This is a genomic window from Nocardioides luteus, assembly GCF_000960475.2.
In the GTDB taxonomy this organism is placed as follows: Bacteria; Actinomycetota; Actinomycetes; order Propionibacteriales; family Nocardioidaceae; genus Nocardioides; species Nocardioides luteus_A.
Map to the genome: position 1 here is coordinate 1 of NZ_JZDQ02000029.1, position 24,068 is coordinate 24,068.

22 protein-coding genes, 1 pseudogene and 1 riboswitch are annotated in these 24,068 nt (G+C 70.4%); of the genes and pseudogenes, 11 read left to right on the top strand and 12 right to left on the bottom strand.

Annotated features, from left to right (window positions below; translation table 11 throughout):
• Positions 1-60: 60 nt before the first annotated feature.
• Positions 61-1,329: an extracellular solute-binding protein gene (locus tag UG56_RS19260; RefSeq protein WP_045550382.1), complete on the bottom strand. Its 1,269-nt coding sequence runs from the start codon at positions 1,327-1,329 to the stop codon at positions 61-63.
• A gap of 160 nt (positions 1,330-1,489) precedes the next feature.
• Between UG56_RS19260 and UG56_RS19265 the strand changes: the two are divergent.
• Positions 1,490-2,555: pseudogene (locus UG56_RS19265) on the top strand (LacI family DNA-binding transcriptional regulator); the annotation flags it as partial.
• A 72-nt stretch (positions 2,556-2,627) separates the two neighbouring features.
• On the opposite strand, the gene UG56_RS19270 reads toward UG56_RS19265, so the two are convergent.
• The gene (locus UG56_RS19270; protein ID WP_045550383.1) at positions 2,628-3,548 is read right to left on the bottom strand and encodes an endonuclease domain-containing protein; all 921 of its coding nucleotides are present in this window, start codon (positions 3,546-3,548) and stop codon (positions 2,628-2,630) included.
• A gap of 237 nt (positions 3,549-3,785) precedes the next feature.
• Between UG56_RS19270 and UG56_RS29165 the strand changes: the two genes are divergently transcribed.
• Positions 3,786-4,757 carry a GNAT family N-acetyltransferase gene (locus UG56_RS29165; RefSeq protein ID WP_084101314.1) on the top strand — a complete coding sequence of 324 codons (972 nt, stop codon included), beginning with the start codon at positions 3,786-3,788 and terminating at the stop codon, positions 4,755-4,757.
• Here the strand turns inward: UG56_RS29165 and UG56_RS19280 are convergent.
• Positions 4,754-5,443, bottom strand: a complete 690-nt coding sequence (locus tag UG56_RS19280) for a Pr6Pr family membrane protein (protein ID WP_052694088.1) — start codon at positions 5,441-5,443, stop codon at positions 4,754-4,756. The genes UG56_RS29165 and UG56_RS19280 overlap by 4 nt on opposite strands.
• Before the next feature lie 228 nt (positions 5,444-5,671).
• Between UG56_RS19280 and UG56_RS19285 the strand changes: the two genes are divergently transcribed.
• Entirely contained in the window at positions 5,672-6,565 is an 894-nt protein-coding gene (locus UG56_RS19285; protein WP_045551212.1) for a patatin-like phospholipase family protein, read from the top strand.
• A gap of 86 nt (positions 6,566-6,651) precedes the next feature.
• Positions 6,652-7,833, top strand: a complete 1,182-nt coding sequence (gene lhgO, locus UG56_RS19290) for an L-2-hydroxyglutarate oxidase (RefSeq protein ID WP_045551211.1) — start codon at positions 6,652-6,654, stop codon at positions 7,831-7,833.
• Positions 7,834-7,846: 13 nt separating this feature from the next.
• Here the strand turns inward: lhgO and UG56_RS19295 are convergent, their stop codons facing one another.
• On the bottom strand, positions 7,847-8,221 hold the full coding sequence (locus UG56_RS19295; RefSeq protein ID WP_256206756.1) for an ArsR/SmtB family transcription factor: 375 nt from the start codon (positions 8,219-8,221) through the stop codon (positions 7,847-7,849).
• A gap of 108 nt (positions 8,222-8,329) precedes the next feature.
• Here UG56_RS19295 and UG56_RS19300 point away from each other — a divergent pair, with 108 nt between their 5' ends.
• Positions 8,330-9,283, top strand: coding sequence for an NmrA/HSCARG family protein (locus tag UG56_RS19300; RefSeq protein ID WP_045551210.1), 954 nt, complete (start codon positions 8,330-8,332; stop codon positions 9,281-9,283).
• Here UG56_RS19300 and def read toward each other — a convergent pair.
• The gene (gene def, locus UG56_RS19305) at positions 9,280-9,894 is read right to left on the bottom strand and encodes a peptide deformylase (RefSeq protein WP_045551209.1); all 615 of its coding nucleotides are present in this window, start codon (positions 9,892-9,894) and stop codon (positions 9,280-9,282) included. The genes UG56_RS19300 and def overlap by 4 nt on opposite strands.
• A 95-nt stretch (positions 9,895-9,989) precedes the next feature.
• On the opposite strand from def, the gene UG56_RS19310 reads away from it, so the two are divergent.
• The 4 genes from UG56_RS19310 (at position 9,990) to UG56_RS19325 (ending at position 14,215) form a co-directional block, all read left to right on the top strand.
• A complete protein-coding gene (locus UG56_RS19310) occupies positions 9,990-11,354 on the top strand; it encodes an acyl-CoA dehydrogenase family protein (RefSeq protein ID WP_045551208.1) in 1,365 nt (454 codons plus the stop codon).
• Positions 11,354-12,568: an acyl-CoA dehydrogenase family protein gene (locus UG56_RS19315; protein ID WP_045551207.1), complete on the top strand. Its 1,215-nt coding sequence runs from the start codon at positions 11,354-11,356 to the stop codon at positions 12,566-12,568. The genes UG56_RS19310 and UG56_RS19315 overlap by 1 nt, the downstream gene beginning before the upstream one ends.
• Before the next feature lie 106 nt (positions 12,569-12,674).
• Positions 12,675-13,211, top strand: a complete 537-nt coding sequence (locus tag UG56_RS19320; protein ID WP_084101316.1) for a nucleosidase — start codon at positions 12,675-12,677, stop codon at positions 13,209-13,211.
• Between the two features lie 74 nt (positions 13,212-13,285).
• Positions 13,286-14,215, top strand: coding sequence for a patatin-like phospholipase family protein (locus UG56_RS19325; protein WP_143055112.1), 930 nt, complete (start codon positions 13,286-13,288; stop codon positions 14,213-14,215).
• A gap of 22 nt (positions 14,216-14,237) precedes the next feature.
• Here the strand turns inward: UG56_RS19325 and galK are convergent, their stop codons facing one another.
• The 4 genes from galK to UG56_RS19345 all read right to left on the bottom strand — a co-directional run bounded on the left by galK (position 14,238) and on the right by UG56_RS19345 (position 18,624).
• Complete coding sequence (gene galK / locus UG56_RS19330) at positions 14,238-15,398, bottom strand: galactokinase (protein ID WP_071327206.1); 1,161 nt, start codon at positions 15,396-15,398, stop codon at positions 14,238-14,240.
• Positions 15,399-15,442: 44 nt separating this feature from the next.
• Complete coding sequence (locus tag UG56_RS19335; RefSeq protein ID WP_071327207.1) at positions 15,443-16,264, bottom strand: hypothetical protein; 822 nt, start codon at positions 16,262-16,264, stop codon at positions 15,443-15,445.
• The gene (locus UG56_RS19340; RefSeq protein WP_052694244.1) at positions 16,251-17,927 is read right to left on the bottom strand and encodes a VWA domain-containing protein; all 1,677 of its coding nucleotides are present in this window, start codon (positions 17,925-17,927) and stop codon (positions 16,251-16,253) included. The genes UG56_RS19335 and UG56_RS19340 overlap by 14 nt, the downstream gene beginning before the upstream one ends.
• A 121-nt stretch (positions 17,928-18,048) precedes the next feature.
• The gene (locus UG56_RS19345) at positions 18,049-18,624 is read right to left on the bottom strand and encodes a LysR family substrate-binding domain-containing protein (RefSeq protein ID WP_045551932.1); all 576 of its coding nucleotides are present in this window, start codon (positions 18,622-18,624) and stop codon (positions 18,049-18,051) included.
• A gap of 103 nt (positions 18,625-18,727) precedes the next feature.
• A riboswitch (guanidine-III (ykkC-III) riboswitch) is annotated at positions 18,728-18,791 on the top strand.
• A 10-nt stretch (positions 18,792-18,801) separates the two neighbouring features.
• Here UG56_RS19345 and UG56_RS19350 point away from each other — a divergent pair.
• Positions 18,802-19,116, top strand: coding sequence for a DMT family transporter (locus UG56_RS19350; protein ID WP_045551931.1), 315 nt, complete (start codon positions 18,802-18,804; stop codon positions 19,114-19,116).
• A gap of 108 nt (positions 19,117-19,224) precedes the next feature.
• The gene (locus UG56_RS19355) at positions 19,225-19,908 is read left to right on the top strand and encodes a TetR/AcrR family transcriptional regulator (RefSeq protein ID WP_143055113.1); all 684 of its coding nucleotides are present in this window, start codon (positions 19,225-19,227) and stop codon (positions 19,906-19,908) included.
• A gap of 4 nt (positions 19,909-19,912) precedes the next feature.
• Here the strand turns inward: UG56_RS19355 and UG56_RS19360 are convergent, their stop codons facing one another.
• The 3 genes from UG56_RS19360 to UG56_RS19370 are packed head-to-tail and all read right to left on the bottom strand — an operon-like array spanning position 19,913 to position 23,977.
• Entirely contained in the window at positions 19,913-20,467 is a 555-nt protein-coding gene (locus UG56_RS19360) for a hypothetical protein (protein ID WP_071327208.1), read from the bottom strand.
• A 1-nt stretch (position 20,468) separates the two neighbouring features.
• Positions 20,469-22,487: a primary-amine oxidase gene (locus UG56_RS19365; protein ID WP_045548657.1), complete on the bottom strand. Its 2,019-nt coding sequence runs from the start codon at positions 22,485-22,487 to the stop codon at positions 20,469-20,471.
• 8 nt (positions 22,488-22,495) lie between these two features.
• The gene (locus tag UG56_RS19370; RefSeq protein WP_045548658.1) at positions 22,496-23,977 is read right to left on the bottom strand and encodes an APC family permease; all 1,482 of its coding nucleotides are present in this window, start codon (positions 23,975-23,977) and stop codon (positions 22,496-22,498) included.
• Positions 23,978-24,068: the final 91 nt, after the last annotated feature.

A 24,068-nucleotide genomic window follows, 5' to 3' on the forward strand; every position in this document is an offset into this window, starting at 1 on the left:
GGCGCTGGTGCTGTCAGAGTCATGAGATGACGTGGTCTTCCTGGCTCAGTCGGAACCGGGTCACTTGGAGAAGTCGGGCAGCAGGTCGGCGAAGGCCGTGTCCAGCGTCGTGATGCCCTTGTCGAGGGTCTCGGCGCCGGAGGCGATCTTCGGCAGCTCCTGGTCCATCGGACCCCACAGCGAGGAGTACTCCGGCAGCTCCGGTCGCGGCTGGGCGGCCGGGAGCACGGTCTGGAAGCCGGCGATGCCCGGATCGGCCTTGACCTCGTCGGTGTAGGCGTCGTCGCGGGTCGGGAGCGTCGAGTTCTTCAGCGCGATCTGGGACTGGGTCTCGGCCGAGGTCATGAACTTCACGAACGTCGCCGAGGCCTCCTGGTGCGCCTCGTCGGAGCCGGCGTAGATCGACAGGTTGTGACCGCCGGTCGGGGCGCCGGCCTCGCCGGTCGAGCCGGCCGGGACGGTCGCGATGCCCAGGTTGGTCTTGTCCTGGAACGCCGAGCCCTTGTAGAAGTTCGTGATCTCCCAGGGGCCCTGGATGATCGCGGCGACCTTGCCGTTGACGAAGGCGTCCTGGATGTGGGCGTACGCGTCGGCGGTGGTGTCCGCCTTGTGCAGGCCCGCGCCGTCGAAGAGACCCTGCCAGGTGGTCAGGCCCTTCTTGGCCTCCGGGGAGGTGATGGTGATCTTCTTCCCCTCGGCGTCGACCATGTTGGTGCCCTCGCCGTAGAGGAACGGGGTGGCGTAGTAGCCCGACGTCGAACCCCAGTAGCCGTCGACACCGGTCTTGGACTTGATCGTGGCGGCGTCCTTCTTGAGGTCGTCCCAGGTCGCGGGGGCCTCGGTGATGCCGGCCTTCTCGAAGAGCGCCTTGTTGTAGACCAGCGCGAGGGTGTCGGTGACGAACGGGACGCCGTAGGTCTTGCCCTCGAACTGGGCCTGCTTGATCAGGTTGGGCTGGAAGGCGTCCTTCTCCTCGAGCGCCTCGGTGTCGTCGAGGGGCGCGAGGTAGCCCTTCTGGGCGAACGCGGGGGTCCAGCCGACCTCGGCGCGGAGCACGTCCGGGGCGCCGCTGGCACCGGCCGCGGTGTCGAACTTGTTCTGCGCCTGGTCGAACTGCACGTTGACGTACTTGACCTTGATGTCCGGGTTGGCCTTCTCGAAGTCCTTGACGAGGGCCTTGTACGTCGGGGCCTCGTTGGTCGCGTTCGAGGTGTCCCACCAGGTGATGGTGACCGGACCGTCGCTGCTGTCGCCGCTGCTACCGCCACATGCCGTTGCCGCGAGTGCGAGCGATGCCGCCACTGCGGTGGCCACGATGCCACGTCGCATGAGTTCTCCTTCGATATGGGGCCGGGCGAGGAATCCGCCCGGTGGTGTGACGAAGGTAACCCCGCGTCGAGGAGAATGTAAGAGCCTTTCAGCAAAAGTTGCAAACTTGCTGAAACTTCTTGCAGGCCGTGTAGGGAGGGGGCATGATGTGACCGTGCCCATAACACCAGCCTCCGCCCGTCTTGCTGACATCGCGGCCCATGCGGGCGTCAGCGAGGCGACGGTCAGTCGCGTCCTCAACGGCAAGCCGGGTGTCGCAGCGGCGACGCGGGAGGCGGTGCTGGCGGCGATCGACGTCCACGGCTACGAGCGCCCGGTGAAGCTGCGCCAGCGCAGCGAGGGCCTGGTCGGGCTGATCACGCCCGAGCTCGACAACCCGATCTTCCCCGCGCTCGCGCAGGTCATCGCGCAGGGGCTGACCCGGCAGGGCTACACCCCGGTGCTGGCGACGCAGACGCCCGGCGGCTCCACCGAGGACGAGCTCACCGAGATGCTCGTCGACCGCGGCGTCACCGGGATCATCTTCGTCTCCGGCCTGCACGCGGACACCACCGCCGACATGACGCGCTACGAGAAGCTGCGCGCCCAGGGCGTGCCGTACGTCCTCCTCGACGGTTTCAGCCCCGACATCAAGGCGCCGTTCATCTCGCCCGACGACCGCGAGGCGATGCAGTTGGCGGTCACCCACCTCGCCACGCTCGGCCACTCCAAGATCGGCCTGGTCGTCGGCCCCCGCCGCTTCGTGCCGGTCCAGCGCAAGATCGAGGGCTTCGTGGCGACGATGTCCGAGCGCTTCGGCCTGAGCGCCGACGAGGTCGAGAAGGGCCACATCCGCGACTCGCTGTTCACCCTCGAGGGCGGCCAGGCTGCCGCCTCCGCGCTCCTGGACGAGGGCTTCACCGCGATCGTCTGCGCCAGCGACATGATGGCGCTGGGCGCTATCCGGGCCGCCCGCTCGCGCGGTCTGCGGGTCCCCGAGGACGTCTCCGTCGTCGGCTACGACGACTCCCAGCTCATCGCCTTCACCGACCCGCCGCTGACCACCGTCCGCAAGCCGGTCCACGCGATGGGCCAGGCCGCCGTCCGCGCCATCCTCGACGAGATCGCCGGCACCGGCACGCCTCACTCCGAGTTCGTCTTCCACCCCGAGCTGGTGGTGAGGGGCTCGACAGCCTCCGGCCCGCGCGTCAACCCCTGACCCCGCCGAGAAGTCAGAGTCTGACGCCGAGAGGTCGATTTCTGGCCTCGAAGAGTCGATTCTCGAGGTCGGGATATGCGAGCCTCCGGCCATCGATGAGTCACCAGCGACGGTTCGTCATCGCCGGCCTGAGAGCAGCGCGTAGCTCGCGCAGCCAGCGATCGAGATTGTCGCCAGTGAAGTCGCCGCGGCGTACGACGATCACGGTCCAGCCATGGTCTCGCAACCATCGGCGTCGTTCCGCGTCGTACCTGCGCTGCTCCGCCGTCAGGTCATGTGCGTCGATGCCGTCATACTCGACGCACACGCGAGCGTGTTCGTAGGCGAAGTCGAGTCGGAAGGTCGGCGCCCCGTCGATCTCGATCCAGAACTGGGGCCGCGGTGATGGCAGCCCGGCATCGTGGATGGCGAGGAGAGTCCAGGCCTCCCGCGCCGACTCGACCCTCGGTTCGACCAGCGGCGCGAGGTCCTTGAGCTGTCGTACGCCTCGCCGACCGCGGTAGCGCGGCAGCATGTGCAGGAAGTCGGCTGCCACCAGGCCGTGCTCCCGGGCCAGTGCACACATCGCAGCGAACGCCTCTCGGCGACGGAGGTTGCATCCGAGGTCACAGCCTGTGCGGATCGGGACGGTGACTGTGACGCCGCCGATCGTCATGATGTCGGCCGGGACGAGGTCCCGGATGTGACCGTCGATCCCCGTACGCCGAGACCGGGTGTGCCCGCGCAGGGCACAGGTCTCGAGATCCACATCGAGGTCGAGCTCCGCGTAGGTGAGGACGTTGACTCCGTGGATGAGCGCGGCGGTGCGGTCGATCACCACATGATGGGGTGCCACGACCCGAGCGACTGCCGCAGCGCGCGTCTGCGGCGTGTCAGGTGTGCTCGCCGGGATGAACGCGCCGTGCACCACGCGGCGAACGACGCCGTTGTCGATCATGCGGTAGACGTCGTCTGCGCTGAGGCCGATCTCGGCAGCATCGGCAAGGCTGAATGGGCTGTCGGGCACGGTGAGAGTGGTCATGAGGCCAGCCTCGACGTGGCTGCCGACAGTTCTGAGCCCGTCGCCGGCGCCTGGGGATAACCGCGTCTTGAGCATCACCTGTGGATGGCAAACGGCCCGGAGCGCTCCGAGAGACACTCGGCCTCAAGAATCGACCTCTCGCGTTCGAAGAGTGACTCGTCGCGCCAGATTCTGACTCTTCGCGGTCAGGAAGTGACCGGTCGGGAGGAGGCGGCGCGCGGCTGGCAGGATGGGCGCGTGACGATTGTGGCTGCTGCTGATGGGTCGGCGCTCGGGAACCCGGGGCCTGCGGGGTGGGGTTGGTACGTGGACGAGTCCACGTGGGCCTGCGGCGGCTGGCCGCACGGGACCAACAACCAGGGCGAGCTGACCGCGGTCCTCGACCTGCTGCGCCAGACGGCCCACACCGGCGAGCCGCTGCTCGTCTACTGCGACTCCAAGTACGTCATCAACTCGGTCACCAAGTGGATGGCCGGCTGGAAGCGCAAGGGCTGGAAGAAGGCCGACGGCAAGCCCGTCCTCAACGTCGAGATCATGAAGGAGCTCGACGCGGCGATGCAGGGCCGCGACGTCCGGTTCGAGTGGATCAAGGGCCACTCCGGACATCCGCTGAACGAGGCCGCCGACAGGCTCGCGAACGGCGCCGCGCTGGCCTACCAGCAGGGGAGCGTGCCGGACCCCGGCCCGGGATTCGCGGGGGCCGTCGAGGCGCCCGCGGTCGCGCCGCAGGTCGCGCAGCCCGAGCCCGAGCCGGACGACCTGCTCGGCCTGCTGGACGCGGAGCCGACGGCGTCCGGGACGAGCCCGGCGTACACCTTCTCGGCCGACCAGAGCCGGATCGACCCCGACTGGGTGCACCGGATGCTCGCGCAGTCCTACTGGGCGAGCGACCGCACGCGCGAGGTGCAGGACGCGGCCAACAAGGGGTCGCGCTGCTACGGCGTCTACGACGCGGCGGGCAACCAGGTCGCCTTCGCCCGCGTGGTCAGCGACTTCGCCGCCTTCGCCTGGCTGTGCGACGTGATCGTCGACCCGGGCGTACGCGGCCAGGGGATCGGCAAGATGCTGATCGAGGGCGTCGTCGCCGACCTCGAGCCCTACCGAATCCGCCGCACCCTGCTGGCCACCGAGGACGCCCACGAGCTCTACGCGAAGTACGGCTGGGAGCCGCTGCCCGCGCCCGAGCGCTGGATGATCCGCACCCGCTAGGGGAGGGCCTCCGTGGTGGCGGGTTCGATCGCGGGGACGTCGCGGCGGCGACCGACGCTGACCACACCCCACGCCACCAGGGTGAAGGCCGCGGCGATGCCGGCGACGTAGAACGAGACGACCAGATAGCCGTCCTGCACGTGCGGGTTGAGGAACGGGTAGGGATACCACCAGCCCTCGCCGGTGAGCGGGGAGACGACGTTCTCGCCGCGCAGCAGGGTGTAGACCACCCACAGGATCGGCCACGAGATGATCACCGCGACCGTACGCCACGGCAGCCGGCGGCGCGGGGGAGCGAAGAGCAGGTCGACCACGAGGAAGACCGGCCCGATGAGATGCAGCACCTCGTTGGCCCACGGCGTCGCGGCGAGGGCGATCCCGCGCAGCAGCAGGTTGTAGACGATCCCGGTGATGGTCATGAACGTCGTCGCCGCGGCGAGCAGGACGGCCGTCCACACCGGCTCCGGACCCTTCCGGGTCAGTGCCCACAGCGCTCCGGCCACCAGGGCGGCCAGGGCGAAGAGGTTCGACTCGATCGTGAAGTAGCTGAAGAAGTTCACCAGGACCGTCGCGGTGCTGGAGCCGTCTGCGGGCACCGTACGCAGCGCGTTGCGGAACTCGGCCAGGACGGCCGCGAGGATGAGCGCGGCCATGGCCAGGCGCAGGATCGACCAGGTCTTCGTCACGGACTCACCGTAAGCCTGGGGCCGGGCGATCGGGGCGGTAATCGGGGTGAACCGCGCCGTGTCCCCGTGCTAGCGTCGTCGCGATCGTGATTCGACGGCAGGAGGTGAGACCCGTGTACGCAACGACCACTGCGGGTGCTCCCCGCCTTCCACGATCCTGCGGCTGAGCCCGATCCGGGCCGAGCCACCCGGGAGCGCCTGCGGAAACCCTTCCGAAAGGCGACTCCCATGAACACGACGACACGAGCCCAGCTCACCGGCGAGCGCGCCCTGGTCCTCGGCGGTGGCGGATCGGCGGGCAATGCCTGGCTTATCGGCGTCATCGCCGGCCTGCTCGAGGGCGGCCTGGATGTGACCGACGCCGATCTCGTCATCGGCACCTCCGCCGGTGCGACCGCCGCGGCCCAGATCAGCGGTGCCGGCCCGGCCGACCTGCTGGCCGCCGTCCTCTCGACACCGACTCCCCAGGCTCCGTCAGGACCACGCGGCCCCATCTCCTTCGCCCATCTCGAGCGGACCGACGCCATCATCGCCGCCTCGGCCGACCTGGCCGACATGCGGCGCCGGATCGGCGCGGACGCGATCGAGCTCGCCGAGGTATGGGGCGAGCAGGGCCGGGACCGCTGGCGGGAGACGGTTGCCGCCCGGCTGCCGAGCCCGCACTGGCCCGGGCGCAACATCCTGCTCACCGTGGTCGATGCCGACACCGGTGAGCCGGTCGCGCTCGACCGCGACAGCGGCGTCGACCTGGCCGACGCGGTCGCCGCCAGCTGTGCAGGCGGCCCGGCGTACGCGATCGGCGGACGCCGCTACATCGACGGCGGCTACCGGCGCTCGAGCGAGAACGCCGATCTGGCGGCAGGCTACGAGCGGGTGCTGGTCCTCTCGCCCCTCGGCGGCCGGACCCGGCATCCGGCCACGTGGCGCAGCGACCTCGCGACGCAGGTCGAGGAGCTGCGCGCCGGCGGCAGCACGGTCGAGACGGTTCTCCCCGACGGCGACTCCCTCGAAGCGTTCGGCGACAACATGATGAATCCGTCGACCCGGCCACCGGCGGCTCGGGCCGGTCACCGCCAGGGCCTACGCCTGGCGGGGGATATCGCCGGATTCTGGCGCCGATGAGGGCGGCCGCAGCGTAGGTTTCCTGTCGCAGCAGAGCGAGGGCAGGTCGAGACGGCGGCGCGCCCGCTTCGTGGAGAGGACCGAAGGTGGGCACGACCGGGGTCGTCGGCGGCGGGATCGTCGGACTGGCGGTGGCGCGGGAGATCCTGCGCCGCCGCCCCGCCGAGACGGTGATCGTCTTCGAGAAGGAGACCACGCTCGGTGCCCATCAGACCGGCCACAACTCCGGCGTGGTCCACGCGGGGATCTACTACCGGCCCGGCAGTCTCAAGGCCCGGCTGTGCACCCGCGGCCGCGGTCTGCTCGAGGAGTTCGCGGCCGAGCACCGGATCCCGTTCGAGGAGTGCGGCAAGCTCGTCGTCGCGGTCGAGGAGTCCGAGCTGGGCCGTTTCGACGCGCTGGAGAAGACGGCGACGGCCAACGGCGTCCCCGGCCTCAGACGCGTCGGTCCCGAGGAGATCAAGGAGATCGAGCCGTACACCGCGGGGCTGGCCGCCCTGCACTCGCCGCGGACGGCGATCATCGACTACGTGGCGGTGGCGCAGGCGCTCGGCCGGAGCATCCGCGAGACCGGGGGAGAGGTACGCCTCGGCGAGGAGGTCGTCGGCATCCACCGGGTCACCGGCGGGACCGAGGTCGAGACGGCCTCCGGCCGGACCCGGGTCGACCACCTGGTCGTGTGCGGTGGCCTGGAGTCCGACCGCCTCGGCGAGCTGACCGGTGGTCCGAAGGCGCCCCGGATCATCCCGTTCCGGGGCGAGTACATGCAGGTCAGCGAGGCGAAGCAGGACCTGGTCCGCGGCATGGTCTACCCGGTCCCCGACCCGCGCTACCCGTTCCTCGGCGTGCACTTCACCCGCCGGGTGGGCGGTGGCCTCGAGGTCGGGCCGAACGCCTTCCTGGCGCTCAGCCGCCGACGCTACGGCCGGACGTCGCTGACCCCGCGCGACGTCGTCGACACGCTCGCCTGGCCGGGCTTCTGGCGGTTCGCCGCCGAGCACTGGCGCACCGGCATCACCGAGCTTCGCGGCGTACTGTCCAAGCAGGCCTACATGCGCGAGGCCCAGCGCTACGTGCCCGAGATCGGCGCCGCCGACGTCGAGCGGGCGGGCCTGGGGCTGCGGGCCCAGGCCGTCGAGCGCGACGGCTCGCTGGTCGACGACTTCGTCATCCACCACGCCGACGGCGTCACGTCAGTGCGCAACGCGCCCAGCCCGGCCGCGACCTCGAGCCTGGCCATCGCCGAGTACGTCGTGGACCGGATGTGACCAACGTGCCACGTCATGGGCGCTGCGTGCCGCGGAGCGCCTCTGCGAGCCGGGACATCATGTCCTCGTCACGCTTGTAGTGGATCCACTTGCCGATCCGCGTGGAGCGGACGAGACCCGCTCGCTCCAGCGTTGCCATATAGGACGAGACGGTTGACTGGGCCAGCCCTGACTTGGCCTGGATATGGCTGACGCAGACCCCGACCTCGTCCCGATCGGCGATGGGTTCCCACTGTGAGAACTCGCCGTGTGGGTCCAGCAGCCAGTTCATGATCTGCAGCCGCGCGGGGTTGGCCAGAGCCTTCAGGGCCTCGACCGTCTCCAGGGGGTCGGCGTTCGCCGGGTCTGTTGTGCGCGCCATCGCCACGGCCTCCTCCTTGTCATTCACACATCATCATATCCCGATGTGGCGTACTGAGTCCGCGCTATGTATTTACATATCGCGATGTGACGATATGATGGTCTCCTGACCACGCCTGAGGTGAAGGAAAACACGATGTCTGATGTCAGCAAGCCGTTGATCGTCGTCGCCGGTGCGACCAGCAAGCAGGGCAGGAGTGTCGTCACCTCCCTGCTCGACAGCGGGCGGTTCCGTGTGCGAGCGCTGACCAGATCCGCCGACTCCGTCCAGGCCAAGAGCCTCGCGGAGATGGGCGCCCAGGTCGTCACGGTTCCCCTGGAGCCGGGGCATCAGCGCGAGTTCGTGCGGGCGTTCGGATCGGCTGACGGGGCCTTCCTCATGACGCCGCCGGTCGCGCCGCCATCGACCGACGAGTTCGTCCTCGGGTGTCAGCTCGCCGATGCCGCGGTCGAGGCCGGCGTGGGACACATCGTGTTCAGTGCGCTCGAGAACGTCGAGGAGAGGGCCTCGGGCACCAAGTACGCCCCACACTTCACGGACAAGGCGCTCGTCGCCGAGCACATTCGGACGTTGCCGATCGGGCACACCATCGTGATGCTCTCGTTCTTCTACACCAACGCGCTGGAGTACTACCCCCCGCGCATCGAAGGCGACAAGGTGCTCATGCCCTTCTACCTCCCCGAGGACTTCCGGGCCCCGTTCGTGGACCCGCTCACCGCGACCGGTCCCGCAGTCCTGGAGGTGTTCTCCGATCCCGGCGCCTACCTGGGTGCCGTGCTGCCGATCGTCGGTGACGTCATCTCGCCGAGAGAGATGGTCGATGCCTTCTCGCGCGTCACCGGCCTCGAGGCCGAATACCGCAGCGCCTATTCCCGGGAGGACTTGCTGACGTACTTCCCTGAGCTCGGAGAGAACCCGCTGCTGGTCGACGAGACCCTCGGTATGGTCGAGTACGCGGTGGAGTACGGATACTTCGGCAACGGTCGCGACCTGGAGTGGAGCCGGCGGATCGACCCTGGCGCGCTGAGCTGGGAGCAGTTTCTCCGTAGGTACGACTGGCGCGGCGAGCGACTTTCCTTCGGTGCCTAGTCGACGGCTTCGCCGGCGGGCCAGTCGGCGGGGTAGTCCTTGGCCAGGCGGTCGTGCTCCTTGGTGAGCTTCTTGCGGGCCTTGGCGGAGATGCGGTCGCCGAAGACGGTGCCGTTGGTGTGGTCGGTCTCGTGCTGGAGGCAGCGCGCGAGCAGGCCGTTGCCCTCGAAGTGGACCGGTTGGCCGTCGAGGCCGAGGCCGTCGACGGCGGCCCAGTCGGGCCGGCCGCAGTCGATGAAGGCGCCGGGGAAGGAGAGGCAGCCCTCCAGGTCGACGTCGAGATGGCGGTCATCGCCCTCGGGCAGGGTCACCACCGGGTTGCAGACGACGCCGACGGTGCGCTGACCGGTGGCGTCGGGGCAGTCGAAGACGAAGAGCGCGACGTCCTCGCCGATCTGGTCGGCCGCCAGCCCGACGCCCTCGGCGGCGTACATCGTCGCGACCATGTCGGCGGCCAGCTCGGTCAGCGCGGCGTCGAAGACCTCGACCTGCTTCTTCGGCCGGTGCATGACCGGGGTGCCCCAACGCGTGATCGGCCGCACCTTCCCGCCCTCGGGCAGGGCGCCGTGGGGCGCGAGCGGGGCAGCGGATTCGAGCGAGGAGTCGGCCATGTGCCAAGTCTATGAACAAGCCGTACGTCGTTTGTTACCGCCATCACCACCCGCAAGTGTAGACCGCGTTGTAACTCCCAGTTACAGTTCTACCCATGAGTATCCTCCAAGGCCTACGTGGCGGGAACGCGAACGGCGTCCCGTCCGGCGAGTCGCGTGATCCGATCGGGTTCGCCGTGGCCGGTCTGCGCAAGCTCTCGCAGAGCCCTGCGCTCGACCGGCTCGGCGTCCGCAAGCAGACCGAGCAGGTCGTCTTCACGGTGACCCGCAGCGGGTTCAAGACGATGGCGGCGACCAGTCGCGCGTTCAAGAAGAAGGGCAAGCGAGGCGCCCCGGGCGTCCGCGTGCCCAACGCCATCCCCCACGGCGTCTTCGACCTGACCCCGACCGAGGACGAGCAGATGCTCGTCGACGTGGTCACCGAGTTCGCCGCGGAGGTCGTTCGTCCCGCGGCGGCCGAGGCCGACGAGGCCTGCGCTGCGCCCGAGGAGCTGCTCAAGTCGAGCCTGGAGATCGGGCTGCCGATCCTGGGTGTCCCCGAGGAGCTCGGCGGCATCTCCGAGACTCGCTCCGCGGTCGCCGGCACCCTGGTCGCCGAGGCGCTCGCCAAGGGTGACCTCGGTCTGGCCGTCGCCGCGCTCGCGCCCGGCTCGGTCGCCACCGCGCTCGGCCTGTGGGGCACCGACGAGCAGCAGCAGACCTACCTGCCGGCCTTCACCGAGGGATCGGTGCCGGCCGCCGCGTTCGCGCTCAACGAGGACAAGGTCCTCTTCGACGTGCTCTCCCCGGCCACCACCGCGACCCGCACCGCCGACGGCTACACGATCAACGGCGCCAAGTCGCTGGTGGCGCGTGGTGCCGAGGCCGAGCTCTTCGTGGTCGGTGCCGCCCTCGACGGCAAGCCGGTCCTGTTCCTCATCGAGTCCTCGACCGACGGGCTGAGCATCGAGTCCGAGCCGGCGATGGGCGTCCGCGCCGCCTCGCTGACCAAGCTCACGCTCAACGACGTGAAGGTCCCCGCCACCGCTGTCCTGGGCGAGACCGACGGCTCGACCTACACCGAGGCCGTGCGGCTCTCCCGCCTCGCCTGGTGCGCGCTCTCGATCGGTGTCGGCCAGGCCGTCCTCGACTACGTGACGCCCTACGTCAAGGAGCGCGAGGCCTTCGGCGAGCCGATCGCCCACCGCCAGTCGGTGGCGTTCATGGTCGCCAACATCGCGATCGAGCTGCAGGCGATGCGCCTGGTGACCTACAAGGCGGCCAGCCGGGTGGCGCAGGGGATCGACGCGTCCCGCGAGATCGCGCTCGCCCGCAAGCTGTGTGCCGACAAGGGCATGCAGATCGGCCTCGACGGCGTCCAGCTGCTCGGTGGTCACGGCTTCGTCAAGGAGCACCCGGTGGAGCGGTGGTACCGCGACCTGCGTGCGATCGGGATCATGGAAGGCACGGTGCTGGTCTGATGGCCATCAATCTGGAGGACCCCAAGAAGCTCAAGCCGCTGCGCGAGCAGATCCACCAGGTCGCGATGAACATGCTGCGACCGATCTCGCGCAAGTACGACAAGGCCGAGCACGAGTACCCCACCGAGCTCGACATGCTCGCCGCCATGGCGGACGGTCTCTCGGAGTCGGGTCAGGGCGAGGGCGCGGGCGCCACCGGCGTACGCCGTGACTCCAAGCCCGACGACGGCAAGGTCAAGAACGGCGCCAACATGTCCTCGGTCCTCTCCGTCTCGGAGATGTGCTGGGGCGACGTCGGGCTCACGCTCGCGATGCCGCGTCAGGGCCTGGGCAACTCGGCGATCGCCTCGGTCGCCAACGACGAGCAGCACGAGCGCTTCGACGGCATCTGGGCCTCGATGGCGATCACCGAGCCCGGCACCGGCTCCGACTCGGCCAACATCAAGACCACCGCCACCCTCGACGGCGACCACTACGTCCTCAACGGCGAGAAGATCTTCGTCACCTCCGGTGACCGCTCCGACGCGGTCGTGGTGTGGGCGACGCTCGACAAGGAGCTCGGCAAGGCGGCGATCAAGTCGTTCGTGGTCGAGAAGGGCACCCCCGGGATGAAGGTCGAGCGCCTCGAGCACAAGCTCGGGATCAAGGCCTCCGACACCGCCACGATCACCTTCACCGACTGCCGGGTGCCTGCCGAGAACCTGCTCGGAAGCCCGGAGATCAACGTCAAGGAGGGCTTCGCCGGCGCGATGGCCACCTTCGACAACACCCGTCCGCTGGTGGCGTCGATGGCGGTCGGCTGCGCCCGGGCCGCGCTCGACTACACCCGCGACCTGCTGGCCAAGGCCGGGGTGGAGATCGACTACGACCGCCCGGCTCACCTGCAGTCGGCGGCCGCGGCGAAGTTCATCCAGCTCGAGTCGGACTACGAGGGCGCCTACCTGCTGATGCTCCAGGCCGCCTGGATGGCCGACAACCGTCAGCCGAACTCCAAGGAGGCCTCGATGGCCAAGGCCAAGGCCGGCCGGATGGGCTCCGACGTGACCCTGTCCTGCGTCGAGCTGGCCGGCACCATCGGCTACTCCGAGGGTGAGCTGCTGGAGAAGTGGGCCCGCGACTCGAAGATCCTCGACATCTTCGAGGGCACCCAGCAGATCCAGCAGCTGATCGTGGCTCGCCGGGTCCTGGGGCTCTCCTCCGCAGAGCTCAAGTAGAACCTGAGCCGAGTCGGCCCATCCTGACCGGAATCCACGCCGAGTCGGCGCGTTCGAAGGCGCCGACTCGGCGTCTGGGTCTCGGGCGGCGGTAGGGTCACCGGCCGTGAGCGTACTCGTGGTGTCGGCGACCAAGGCCGAGGCGGCCCATGTTCCTTCCGGGCTCGAGGTGGTGATCACCGGGATGGGGAAGGTGGCGTCCGCCTCGGCCGTCTCGCGTGTGCTGGCGGCCGACAAGACCATCCGGCAGGTCGTCAACATCGGGTCCTGCGGCGCGCTGCGCGACGACCACACCGGGGTCTACGAGGTCGGGACGGTGATCAACCACGACTTCTCCTCCGCCGCCATCCGGGCGCTGGGCCACCGGGTCGAGGACGAGCTGCACGTGGGCGAGTCGGACATCGTCTGCGCCACCGGCGACCTCTTCGTCACCGACCCGGTCGTACGCGCCGAGCTCGCCCGTCGGGCCCACCTGGTCGACATGGAGGCCTTCGCGGTCGCCTGGGCCTCCCGGGAGGCCGGCGTCCCGGCGCGCATCGTCAAGCACGTCTCGGACAACGCCGACGAGTCCGCGCTGGACTGGGCCAAGGTCGTCGACCGGTCGGCCCGCGACCTCGGCGCCTGGCTCGCCGCGAACGTGTGACGTGCGCCCCTGTCCCGGCGTGTCGGAGCGACCCGATGCCAGGACCTACTCCTCGGTAGCACCACAATCCCGGTGTGGACGCAAAGCAATCGGGAGTGGCGGAGCTGTTGCGCTCCCGCCTCGGTGGGAACGGTCGGAACGACGATGACGGGGCGACCCTGGCCCTCGTGATCGAGGGCGGCGGGATGCGGGGGATGCTGTCGGCGACGATGGCCTCGGTGCTCGCCGACCACGGCCTCGTGGACGCGGTCGACCTGGTGGTCGGCACCTCCGCCGGCGCGGCCAATGCGACCGCGGTCGCGGCGGGGACGATCGGCGCCTTCAGCGAGTCGTACGCCACGGTGTTCGCCTCGCCCGAGTACATCGGCGCCGGCCGGATGCTGCGGCGCAAGTCGATGGTGGACACCCGGGGGATCACCACCCGGTCCTCGGAGCTGTTCGAGTGGTCGCTGGCGCTGCGCGACGGCGCCCCGCGGCTGGCCGCGGTCGCCACCGACGTGGTCACCGCGAAGTCCGTACCGCTCACCGACTTCACCGACGCCACCGACCTCGCCGACTCGGTGATCGCCTCCAGCCAATTGCCCCTGGCGGGCGGCCTGCCCGTGACCGTACGCGGCCGCCGCTGGCTCGACGGCGGGCTGATCGAGGCGGTGCCGGTCGCCTCGGCGGCGGCGCTCGGGGCGACGCACGCGATCGTGCTCGTGACCCGCCCGTTCGGGACGGCGCCGAGCTACGGTCCGGCCGACCGGGTCATCGAGCGCTACCTGCGCCGGGTGAACCCCGAGCTCGGCGACCTCTACCGGAGCCGGCCGGAGCGCTACCGCAGCACGGTCGCGGAGATGCGGGCCGGCAGCTACGCCGGTGTGCACACGCTGACGTTCGCACCCGGCGCGGACGACCCGATCCCGGGTCGCACCGAGACCCACGTCGACCTCTTGCGGGCCGCCCGTGAGGCCGCCGTGGCCACCGCGACCCGGGGGCTCGCCGAGGCGGATCTGGTCTGAGCCGGCGGGCCGGGCGGGATGCTCACCGAGTTACCTCGGTGAACATCGCGCCCGCCGACGGGCTGGCGATCAGGTGCCCCGGGGCGCCGTAGCCGGCCCCGGCGAAGGCCTTGTCGATGGCCGCGCTGACCGTCTCCACGGCCTCCGCGGGGAGGATCGAGACGATCGAGCCGCCGAAGCCGCCGCCGGTCATCCGGGCGCCGTCGGCACCGGCGGCGACCGCGGTCGCCACGGCCAGGTCGAGCTCGGGGACCGAGATCTCGAAGTCGTCGCGCATCGAGGCGTGCGAGGCGGCGAAGAGCTCGCCGATCGCCGCCCAGTCGCCGCCACCCAGGGCGTCGACCGTCGGCTCGACGCGCGCGATCTCGGTGACGATGTGGCGGGCCCGGCGGCGGACCACGTCGTCGCCGAGGGTCTCGACCTGGTCCAGGGTGGCCGCGCGCAGCGAGCGCAGGCCGAGGTCGGCGGCGGCCTTCTCGCACTGGGCGCGGCGGGAGGCGTAGCCGCCGTCGGTCAGCTGGTGCTTGACCCGGGTGTCGGTGACCAGGATGGTGCGCTCGCCCAGGGCCAGCGGCACGCTGCGGTGGGCGCCGGAGTCGAAGTCGATCAGCAGCGCGCCACCGGCCTCGGCGAAGACCGCGACCGACTGGTCCATCCCGCCGGTCGGCGCGTTGGCGACCTCGGTCTCGGCCCGGATCCCGGCCGCCACCACGGCACGCTGCAGCTCCTCGTCGAGCGTCCTGCCGGCGACACCGAGCGCCGCCATCGCGGTAGCGCACTCGACCGACGCCGACGACGACAGGCCGGCGCCGAGCGGGACCGATGACTCCAGGTGCATGTCCAGGCCACCGGTGAGGAGGCCGGCCTCGCGCAGGGTCCACAGCACCCCCGCGACGTACGCCGCCCAGCCCTCGATCTGCGGCCCGAGCTCGTCGACGTGGCCGGTGAAGGGCTCCGGCTCCTGGGCCGAGGCGATCCGGATGACGCCGTCGGTGCGCGGCGCGGCCGCGGCGTACGTCGCGTGGGGGAGCGCCACCGGCAGCACCAGCCCGGCGTTGTAGTCGGTGTGCTCGCCGATCAGGTTGACCCGTCCCGGCGCCCTTCCGACCACCGTGGCCTCGGTGCCGAAGGTGGTGCGCAGCGCCGCGGTCGCGCGGCTGGTGAGGTCGGTCGGCTCGAGCATGGGGCAAGTCTGCCGGGTGGGCGCCGCCCGCGCCGCGCCGGGTCTCAGTAGACGGCGATCACCCGGACGGTCGCGGTCCGGTCGGCGGTGCTGAGGCTGCGGAGCACGCCGACCACGACGACGTTCTCGCGGTGCTCCAGCTCGTCGAAGTCCTCCTGCTTCCCGCGGCTGCCGACGTGCAGGGTGATGGTGAGACCGTGGCTCTTCTGCTCCAGGGTCCCGGTGTTGTCCGGCTCGTTCCCGGCAGGCGCGGGGACGTCGAGCACCGCCTGGCGCAGGTCGGGACCGGCGACGTGGAACTGCAGGAACTGGTCGTCGCTGTCGGTCCGCGAGACCATCGCGGCCACCCGGTGGAGGTCCCCGTCGGGCTCGTGCAGCAGCCCGCGGAGCTGCAGGGCGGCGAGCACGTCACCGACCAGCGTCTCCCGGGTGGGCTGGGCCTCCTCGGTGTACTTCTTGGCGATCTCGCGGGCGTACCTCGTCACCGCCTTGACCGGTGGGACGTCGATGCCCGCCTCGGCGCCGCCGGAGGACGTCCTGACGATCTCGCGCAGACGCGTCCCGACCTTGCCCCGGAAGAGCTGGGCGTGGAGCATCGCGATCCGGGTCTCGGAGAGGAAGTAGTAGGTGTGGATCGGCCTCCCCTCGGGTCCGCGTGGCGGGGCGGGCTCGTGCCCGCGATCCCGGGAGCCGAGCGCGGCGGTGCCGGAGCCCAGCGCGAGCGCGGCGACCGCACCGGCCGCCCAGCCCCAGGCGCCGGTGGCGACCGCCACCCCGGCCAGTGGGACCGCGGCGACGGCCCCGGCGGCGGCCCAGCCGGAGTTGATGATCGTGGTGAGCCTCGAGCCCGGCCTACTGGTAGTCACGGATCTCCTGGAAGATCTTGCGGAGGTCGGCGGCGTCCTCGGCGACGACCTCGCGGCCGCCGGTGTGCTCGGCGAAGCCGACCAGCTGGTCGATGCTCGCGTCGTCCGACGTGGCGGCCTCGCCGACGAGCACCACGTAGAGCGGCACCCCGAGGTCGCGGTAGGCCGACTCGTACGTCGTCATGAGCTGGGCATACGACTGCCCGCCGTTCTGCTCGCCGTCGGTCATCAGCACGATCGAGGTGGTCGCGCCCTCCTCGGGCGAGGCGGCGAGGTCGGCGTAGGCGGCATCGATGGCGTCGTAGTAGGCGGTGCCGCCGTGGCCGGCCAGCTCGCCGACGCGGTCGATGAGGTTGTCGAGGGCCTGGTCCCGCTCCGGCTGGTCCCGGACGACGACGGAGCCGAGCGGCCTCGCCTTGTCGGCGTAGGTGTAGACCGAGATCCGCTCGCCCTTGCGGAAGCGCTTGAACTGGCCGCTGATCGAGGTGTCGTCGCCGGCCAGGCCCTCGAAGGCACGCCGCAGCTGGTTCATCTTGATCTCGTCCATCGACGCGGAGGTGTCGAGCAGATAGGTCGTCCGGGTCTTGGGCGCGAACTCGTCGAAGTAGGTGAAGATCAGCTCGTCGATGGTGCCGAGATCGTCGGGCAGCGGGAGGGTCTTCACGTCGTTGTCCGGTACGCCGGGGGAGGCCGCCACGCTCGCGCGGCCCGGGCGGCGCCCGCTGGTCGCGCTCAGCTCCTCCTGGACCTCGGCCGTACGCAGCCACGCGACCGCCGCTTCGTACGCCTTCTGCTTCTCGGGGTCGACGAGCGTGAGCGGGTAGGTGGCCTCGGTGGTGCCGTCGCTGGGGTAGACGATGTCGAGGTCCTGGACCTGCTTGGCGAGCGCGAGCAGCTCCGACTCGTAGTTGAAGATCGCGTCGTAGGCCGACGGCTTCTCCCGGAACGTGTCCGAGAGCCATCCCGAGCTGGCCGCGCGGCCGAGCTGGCCGCTGAACAGCTGGCGTACGTCCTCGGCGACCACGCCCACGTCCTCGCTCTGCAGCGGCGGCTCGGCGTCGAAGGCGGTGGCGACGCCGGCGAGTGTGGAGAGGCCGGAGTTGGAGGAGGCGGGGCTGGTCATCAGGAACCCGAGCTCGCCGTCGGCGGCGCGGCGGGCGATCTCCTCCCAGGAGACCGGGGTGTCGCCGGTCCAGCCCAGCCTGGTCGCGACGTCGTGGTGCACTCCGAGCACGACGGGTGAGCGCATGATCGGAGCGGAGGAGGTCAGGTCGTCGGTGCCCTTGGCGGCCAGCGCCAGGCGGAGGTAGTCGTCGGAGGCGAACCAGGCGGCGTCGTAGCGGTCCGGGTCGGCGACGATCGCGTCGGCGGCCTCGAGGGTGCCGATGAACTCCGGCCGGAGCTCGACGTTCGTCTCCTTCTTCAGCCGCTTCACCAGCTCGCTGGGCTCGCAGCGCACCGGGGTGCCGGTCGACTCCTCGGCCCTGCTGGTGCCGCCGGCGCACAGGACGTCGTCGAGCTCGGAGCCGGCGGCGACCTTCAGGGTCACCGGTTCGGGCAGCCTGTCGGGCCCGGCCGGGAGCAGGCTCGCGACCACGAACCACGCGAGCAGGGCCAGCCCGAGACCGCCTGCGACGACGGTCGTCCACCCCGTGCGGTTCACCCGACAACGCCTGCCTTCTGGTCTGGATCGGCCAGAGTCTAGGGACGCGCGCCGACACCGCTGGGCGGAATCGGACCGGGGCGGCCAGATGTCGCCAGGCGTTCACCCGGCATTTGCTCGCTCAGCTGCGTGAGGAGTTCCGCGACCGGCCGCGGACGATGCCGATGAAGGTCTGCACCCGCTCGTCGTCGTTGTCGATCAGCCAGGCCAGGCCGACGGTGGTGGGCTCGAGGCCGGCAACGGGCCGGAACACGGCGTCCTTGCGGTGGTAGAGCCGGGCGATCGACATCGGCACGATCGCGACGCCCGTGCCGGCGGCGACCGTCTCGACGGCGTCCTTCTCGCTCATCGGCGGCCAGTCCAGCTGCTCGGCGGTCGGCGTCCAGCCGCCGCGCTCGGGGAGGACCAGCTGCTCCTCGGCGAGGTCGTCGAGGGTGACCTCCTCCAGCAGGGAGAGCAGGTGCTCGTGGCCCATCACCGCGACCGGCTGCTCCTCGTAGAGCGGGATGCAGTGGAGGCCGTCGCGGTCCACGGGGAGGCGGACGAGACACATGTCGAGCTCGCCCTCGCGCAGCAGCCGCTCCTGGTCCTCCTCGGTGACCGGCACCAGCTCGAGCCGTTCGCGGCTGCGGTCACGCCAGATCCGGGCCCACTTGTCGGGGGTGGCTCCGGTGACGAAGCCGACGGTGAAAGTCACCCGCGCATCCTCTCATCACCCAGCCCCGATCCCGTGATGAAGAATGCGCCGTTCTCTACCATCGTCAAGTTTCTATCGAGTGACAGTTTTGCTAAGGTCGAAGACGTCAGCCGAGACCGGCTGCCGGACGAGGGAGCCGTACCCGGAGGCGCGACAAGACGGCCGTCTGGAGTGGTCATGTCCTGGCTCTTTCTTGTTGGTTCCGGCGTCCTCGAGGCCGTGTGGGCGCTCGCCCTCGGTCGCGCCGAGGGGTTCTCGCGGCTGGTCCCGTCGATCGTCTTCGGCGTCGCCCTGATCGGCAGCCTGGTGGGCCTGGCGATGGCCATGCGCACGCTGCCGATCGGCACCGCCTACGCGGTCTGGGTCGGGATCGGCGCCGCGCTCACCGTCGGCTACTCGATGGTGGCGGGGGAGGAGGCGATCAGCCCCGTACGCGTGGTGCTGATCGTCGCGCTCGTGGGCTGCGTCGTCGGCCTCAAGCTCACGCACTGACGGGTTTGCGGTCGGACACGTCGCTCAGCGCTTGACTCTTTCGATATGAGTGCGAAACTTGCCCTCTCCTAGGTTATCTATCGTACGACAGAAAAAGGCGATGCCACGGTGTCACAGATCTCGCCGCGCCCGGGCCGCGGCCGTCCACGGCTGCTCCCCGGCAAGATTGCGGCGAACCCCCGAGATCAGATCCTCGCTGCCGCCGCAGAGCTCTTCGTGAGCCGCGGCTACGCCGGCACCACCACCCGCGAGATCGCGGAGGGTGCCGGCCTGAGGCAGGCCTCCATCTACTACCACTTCGGCAGCAAGGAGGAGATCCTCGCGGTGCTGCTCGAGCGCTCGGTCCAGGACCGGGTCGAGCAGGCCGGGAAGGTCGAGGCCGGGATGGGGTCGGTCACCCCCGACGTGGGCCTCTACGCCCTCGCCGTCAGCGACATGAGCGCCCTGGTCGCGATGCCTTACAACATCGGCATGCTCTACCGGCTCCCCGACGTCATCGCCTCACCGGTCTACGACCGCTACGGCCACCTCCGTGGTGACCTGGTCGACCGCTACGGGCGCGTCGCACAGCGCGCCGCGGAGGAGCGGGTCTCGGCGAGCACCGGCGAGCCCGGTCTCGGCGAGCTCCTCGTGCAGATGGTCGAGAGCGTGGTCAGCCTCCGTCGCGACGACCGGGTCGGCAGCTCGACCGTCGCCACGATCGCCGCGGCGTGCCTGCGGCTGTGCGGGGTCGCCGAGGACGCGATCGAGCAGGCGCGCGAGGCGGCGCTCAGCGCGCTGGCGCGGGCCTGAGTCCTCACCGCACGCACATCGCGGCCATCGCGACGAGCGAGACGGACGAGGCGCCGAGCTCGAGCCGGCCGAGGAGCGGCGTCCGGTCGCAGCAGCCCTCCCGGACCGCGTACGCGAGGAACGCTCCGGCGACGACGACGGCCACGGGTGCGACCGGGCCGCCGCCTGCCATCTGAGCGTGCGCCCCGGCCGAGTGGTTCAGGTGATGCTCGAGGCCCGGGGGTGCCATCGCCACGGCGAGGGCTGCCATCGCGATCAGGTGGAGCCCACGAGGCAGCCGATCGGGGTGGACGCGGCGCGTCGCGACGAGCCCGGCTCCGAGCACGCCGAGGACGAGCGCCCAGGACGTCGCCGGGAGGACCGCGGACCTGCCGACCGTCCCGCCCATCCCGCCCATCCCGAGCAGCATCGTGTCGGCCATCGCAACCAGCATCAGCGCCATCGCGCCGAGGGCGCTGACGTCGACGCCGCCCGGGCATGCCCTCCGGCCGGCGCCGGCCGCACAGCAGCCGGCGCCGACCACGGCAGGCACCATCGAGAGCACCACCAGCGCGGTCATCTCATCCCTCGTGGTGACAGCACGCGTCTCCCGAGGACGGCTCGGAGGACGGCTCGGAGGACGACTCCGAGGACGGCTTCGACGACGGTGCGCAGTGGGCCGCCGCGCTCGCCGGCACGTTGAGCGTCGGGTTCCGGTCGAAGAAGCCGTACGGCACCAGCTTGAAGCCCGCGTAGTCGACCGGCATCACCGGCCAGTCCTCGGGTCGCGGGAAGTGGGTCAGCCCGAACGTGTGCCACAGGACGACGTCGGCCCCGTCCAGCGGTCGGTCGGCCGCCATGTAGGCGGGGAGCCCGTCGCCGCCCGGGTTCTGGTTGACCAGGTCACCGGCCGGGTAGCGCTCCGAGGGTGAGTAGGCGGTGACGAAGAGCTCCTTGGTGGTGAAGCCCGCTCGCGCCGCGACCGAGGAGGACGGGTCCGCGAGCAGCGTCGGGTTCTGCTCGGCGTGGAGTGCGTAGCCGGTCGGCCGGCCGTACGCGTTCGTACGCTCCGTGGAGACGACGTGCCAGGTGCGGCCGAGTGCGGAGTCGGCCGAGCGGGCGCCCTCGGCCTCCGAGGCCAGGCGGGTCGAGGAGTAGGTGAACGCGTTGCCGTACGGGTTCGTCTCCGAGACGGGCAGCCGGACCGCCTCGACCTCCTCGACCGCGTTGCTGACGCCGTCGACCATCATGTCCAGGCGGGCACTGAACAGATGCTGGTGGAACGGCGCGCCGACGCCGGGCGCGACCTCGGTGGCGTACGGCCATTCCTCCATGCCCTTGTAGGAGGACGGGAACAGGATGCCGGTGAGCTTGGCCTCGCACTCGATCTTGCCGTCGAGGTAGAGGTACCAGTAGAAGCCGTAGTCGTAGTTGCCGACCGTCGTGAAGAACGAGATCACCAGGCGGCGCTGGCGGCGCACCTCGGAGACGCCCTCGACGAAGAGATCGGTGTGCTTCCACAGCGTGCCGAAGTCCTCCTCGTGCATGCAGATCGCGTTCGGGATGACCTGCGGGTTGCCGAACTCGTCGGCGAGGGTCGCGTCGAAGTAGCGGATCTCGCCGAGGCAGTCGCAGCCGAGCTTCAGGGAGTTGGCGAAGCGGCCGAAGATGTACTCGCCGGTGTCGAAGTAGTTCTGCCAGAAGCGGGTGGGAGACGGGTCGGCGTACGGCACCACCATCTCGGCGATCGAGGCCCGATAGACGACCGGACGGACCTCGCCGTCCTTGTCGGGGTCGCTGTAGGCGAGGTTGTGCAGGACGAGACCCTCGCGGGCGTCGAAGCCCAGGCTGAAGCTCCAGTTCGCCCAGGTCACGGAGTCGCCGTCCACCTGGAAGGACGGGCCCTCGGGCTGGGTGATCTCGATCGGCTTGAGGCCCTCCAGCGGCGCCGGGCGACCCTTGTCCAGGTGGAACTGCGAGGGTTCGGCCGGCACCGGGAGCACCTCGTTGTCGATCAGCTCGATGACCTCGCCCGCGATGATGTCGACGTAGGCGCACAGCCCGTCGATCGGGTGCGCCCAGGGATGGTCCGTGGGGTCGGTGAAGCCGAACGGGAAGACCCGGATGATCCGCTTCCCCTCCTCGCCGGGGTTCTCGTAGTAGCCCGGCGAGAGCGGCGCGGTGACCACGTCGGTGACGGCGTAGCCACGCTTCGCCAGCGCGGCCGCCCACGCCGGGTCGGCCTGGACGATCGGGTCGATCGCCTCGAACTCCTCGACGAGGATCGGCAGCTGTCCCCGGGAGCCGTCGACCGCCCTCACCGTGACCGTGCCGGCGGTGAGGTCCACCAGCGTGTCCAGGCCTGCTCCGGTGGCGGTGTCGAGGAGCAGAGCCCGTACGCAGCGGGCCGGTGTCGGCCCGCCGGCCAGCGCCGCGAGGACCTCGGCCTTCGCGGGCTCGTCGAGACCGACGTACGCGAATCTCGTCTTCTCGCTCACGTGCCCGGCCTCGTGGAGGAGCTTGCTGGCCGCGGTGATCTCGGCGGCGGCCAGCGAGGAGACGGGGTTGGTCCGCACGGTGGGTGACATCTGCAGGGTCATGGGGTTCCTCACTCGGAGATGGTGTCGATGACGTTCGCGTACGTCTGCGGGCGCCTGCGCCTCAGGACGTACGCCTGGACGATCCCGAGCACCGGGAAGGCGGCCATCACGATCAGGAAGGTGACCGTGAGGGTGCCGAAGCGCGGCGCGCCCGCGGCGTCGACGTCGCCCAGCAGCAGCGGGAAGTTGGCGAACAGGACGGCGGTGACCGCGACCAGGCCGACGAGCCCGATCCCGGGCGCGACCCAGGTGTGCCAGAGCCCGGCGCCGACCCGGTTGCTCGCCAGGTAGACGATCACCGCGAGGCAGGTCAGCGCCATCAGGACCACGATCGCGAAGGTGGCCACGCCGGAGAACCAGGTGAAGACCTCGAGGAAGGGGTCCAGACCGAGCACGGCGAAGGCGATGGTGAAGAGCGCCGCGGTGACGGTCTGCGCGAGCGAGGACAGGTGCGGCGACCCGTGGCTGCCGTGAACCTTGCCCACCGCTGCGGGCAGCAGCGAGGCGTGTGCCATCGAGTGCTGGTAGCGGCTGATGACGTTGTGGAAGGAGAGCACGCAGGCGAACAGGCTGGTCATCAGCAGGATCGCGACGATCTCGGCGCCCGCGCCGCCGAGGTAGCGCGCGGTCGTGGTGCCGATGAAGCCCTCGTAGTCGGACTGGATCTCCTCGGTGAAGCCGTCGCCCCATCCCTGGACCAGGGCCCACGAGGTGAAGGTGTAGAAGACGGCGATGATCGCGACCGCGGCGTACGTCGCCAGCGGGATCGTCCGCTCCGGGTCCCGGGCCTCGTCGCGAAAGATCGCGGTCGACTCGAACCCGATGAAGCCGGCCATGCAGAACATCAGCGCCAGCGCGGGGGTGCCGGAGGTGATCACCGACGGCGTGAACGAGGAGACGCTGATCCCGTCGGCGCCGCCCTGCACGAGGATCACGACGGAGAGCACCATGACGATCCCGACCTCGGCGGCGAGCAGCGCGCCGAGCACCTTCGCCGACAGCTCGACGTGGCGGTAGCCGAGCACCCCGACGGCGGCGACCATCGCCAGCGCCCAGGCCCACCAGGGCAGCGTCAGCCCGGTCTTGTCCTCGACCCACCCGGCGAGGGTGAGGCCGAGGAAGCCGTAGACCGCGATCTGAACGGCGGTGTAGGTCAGCATCGCGAGCCACGCCGCCGCGATCCCGCCCGGGCGGCCAAGGCCGTAGCCGACATAGGTGAAGAAGGCGCCGGGGCGGGCGACGTACCGGCTCATCGTCGACAGGCCGACGGCGAAGAAGAGCAGGATCACCCCGCCGATGGCGAACATCGCGGGAACGCCGGCACCGTTGCCCAGCAGGGCGGCCAGCGGGAACCCGCCGCCGATGACGGTCAGCGGTGCGGCGGCGGCGACGACCATGAAGACGATCGATCCGGCTCCGAGCTTTCCGGACAGCCGCCTGGTGGCGGGTGGGGCGGCCGTTGCGACGGTCGCCGGCTGAGCGGTGGTCATGGGGACTCCTGGGTCGGGGGACAGGGTGGTCCTACCGTTTCCGCACGCGCTTTCGTCCCCGTCACCACGACGCAAACATCCGGCGCCGACC

Coding starts and splice junctions, on each gene's coding strand:
- UG56_RS19260 (WP_045550382.1), bottom strand. CDS start 1,329: ATGCGACGTGGCATCGTGGCCACCGCAGTGGCGGCATCGCTCGCACTC.
- UG56_RS19270 (WP_045550383.1), bottom strand. CDS start 3,548: ATGACCACTCTCACCGTGCCCGACAGCCCATTCAGCCTTGCCGATGCT.
- UG56_RS19285 (WP_045551212.1), top strand. CDS start 5,672: ATGAACACGACGACACGAGCCCAGCTCACCGGCGAGCGCGCCCTGGTC.
- UG56_RS19300 (WP_045551210.1), top strand. CDS start 8,330: ATGTCTGATGTCAGCAAGCCGTTGATCGTCGTCGCCGGTGCGACCAGC.
- def (WP_045551209.1), bottom strand. CDS start 9,894: ATGGCCGACTCCTCGCTCGAATCCGCTGCCCCGCTCGCGCCCCACGGC.
- UG56_RS19310 (WP_045551208.1), top strand. CDS start 9,990: ATGAGTATCCTCCAAGGCCTACGTGGCGGGAACGCGAACGGCGTCCCG.
- UG56_RS19315 (WP_045551207.1), top strand. CDS start 11,354: ATGGCCATCAATCTGGAGGACCCCAAGAAGCTCAAGCCGCTGCGCGAG.
- galK (WP_071327206.1), bottom strand. CDS start 15,398: ATGCTCGAGCCGACCGACCTCACCAGCCGCGCGACCGCGGCGCTGCGC.
- UG56_RS19350 (WP_045551931.1), top strand. CDS start 18,802: ATGTCCTGGCTCTTTCTTGTTGGTTCCGGCGTCCTCGAGGCCGTGTGG.
- UG56_RS19360 (WP_071327208.1), bottom strand. CDS start 20,467: ATGACCGCGCTGGTGGTGCTCTCGATGGTGCCTGCCGTGGTCGGCGCC.
- UG56_RS19365 (WP_045548657.1), bottom strand. CDS start 22,487: ATGACCCTGCAGATGTCACCCACCGTGCGGACCAACCCCGTCTCCTCG.
- UG56_RS19370 (WP_045548658.1), bottom strand. CDS start 23,977: ATGACCACCGCTCAGCCGGCGACCGTCGCAACGGCCGCCCCACCCGCC.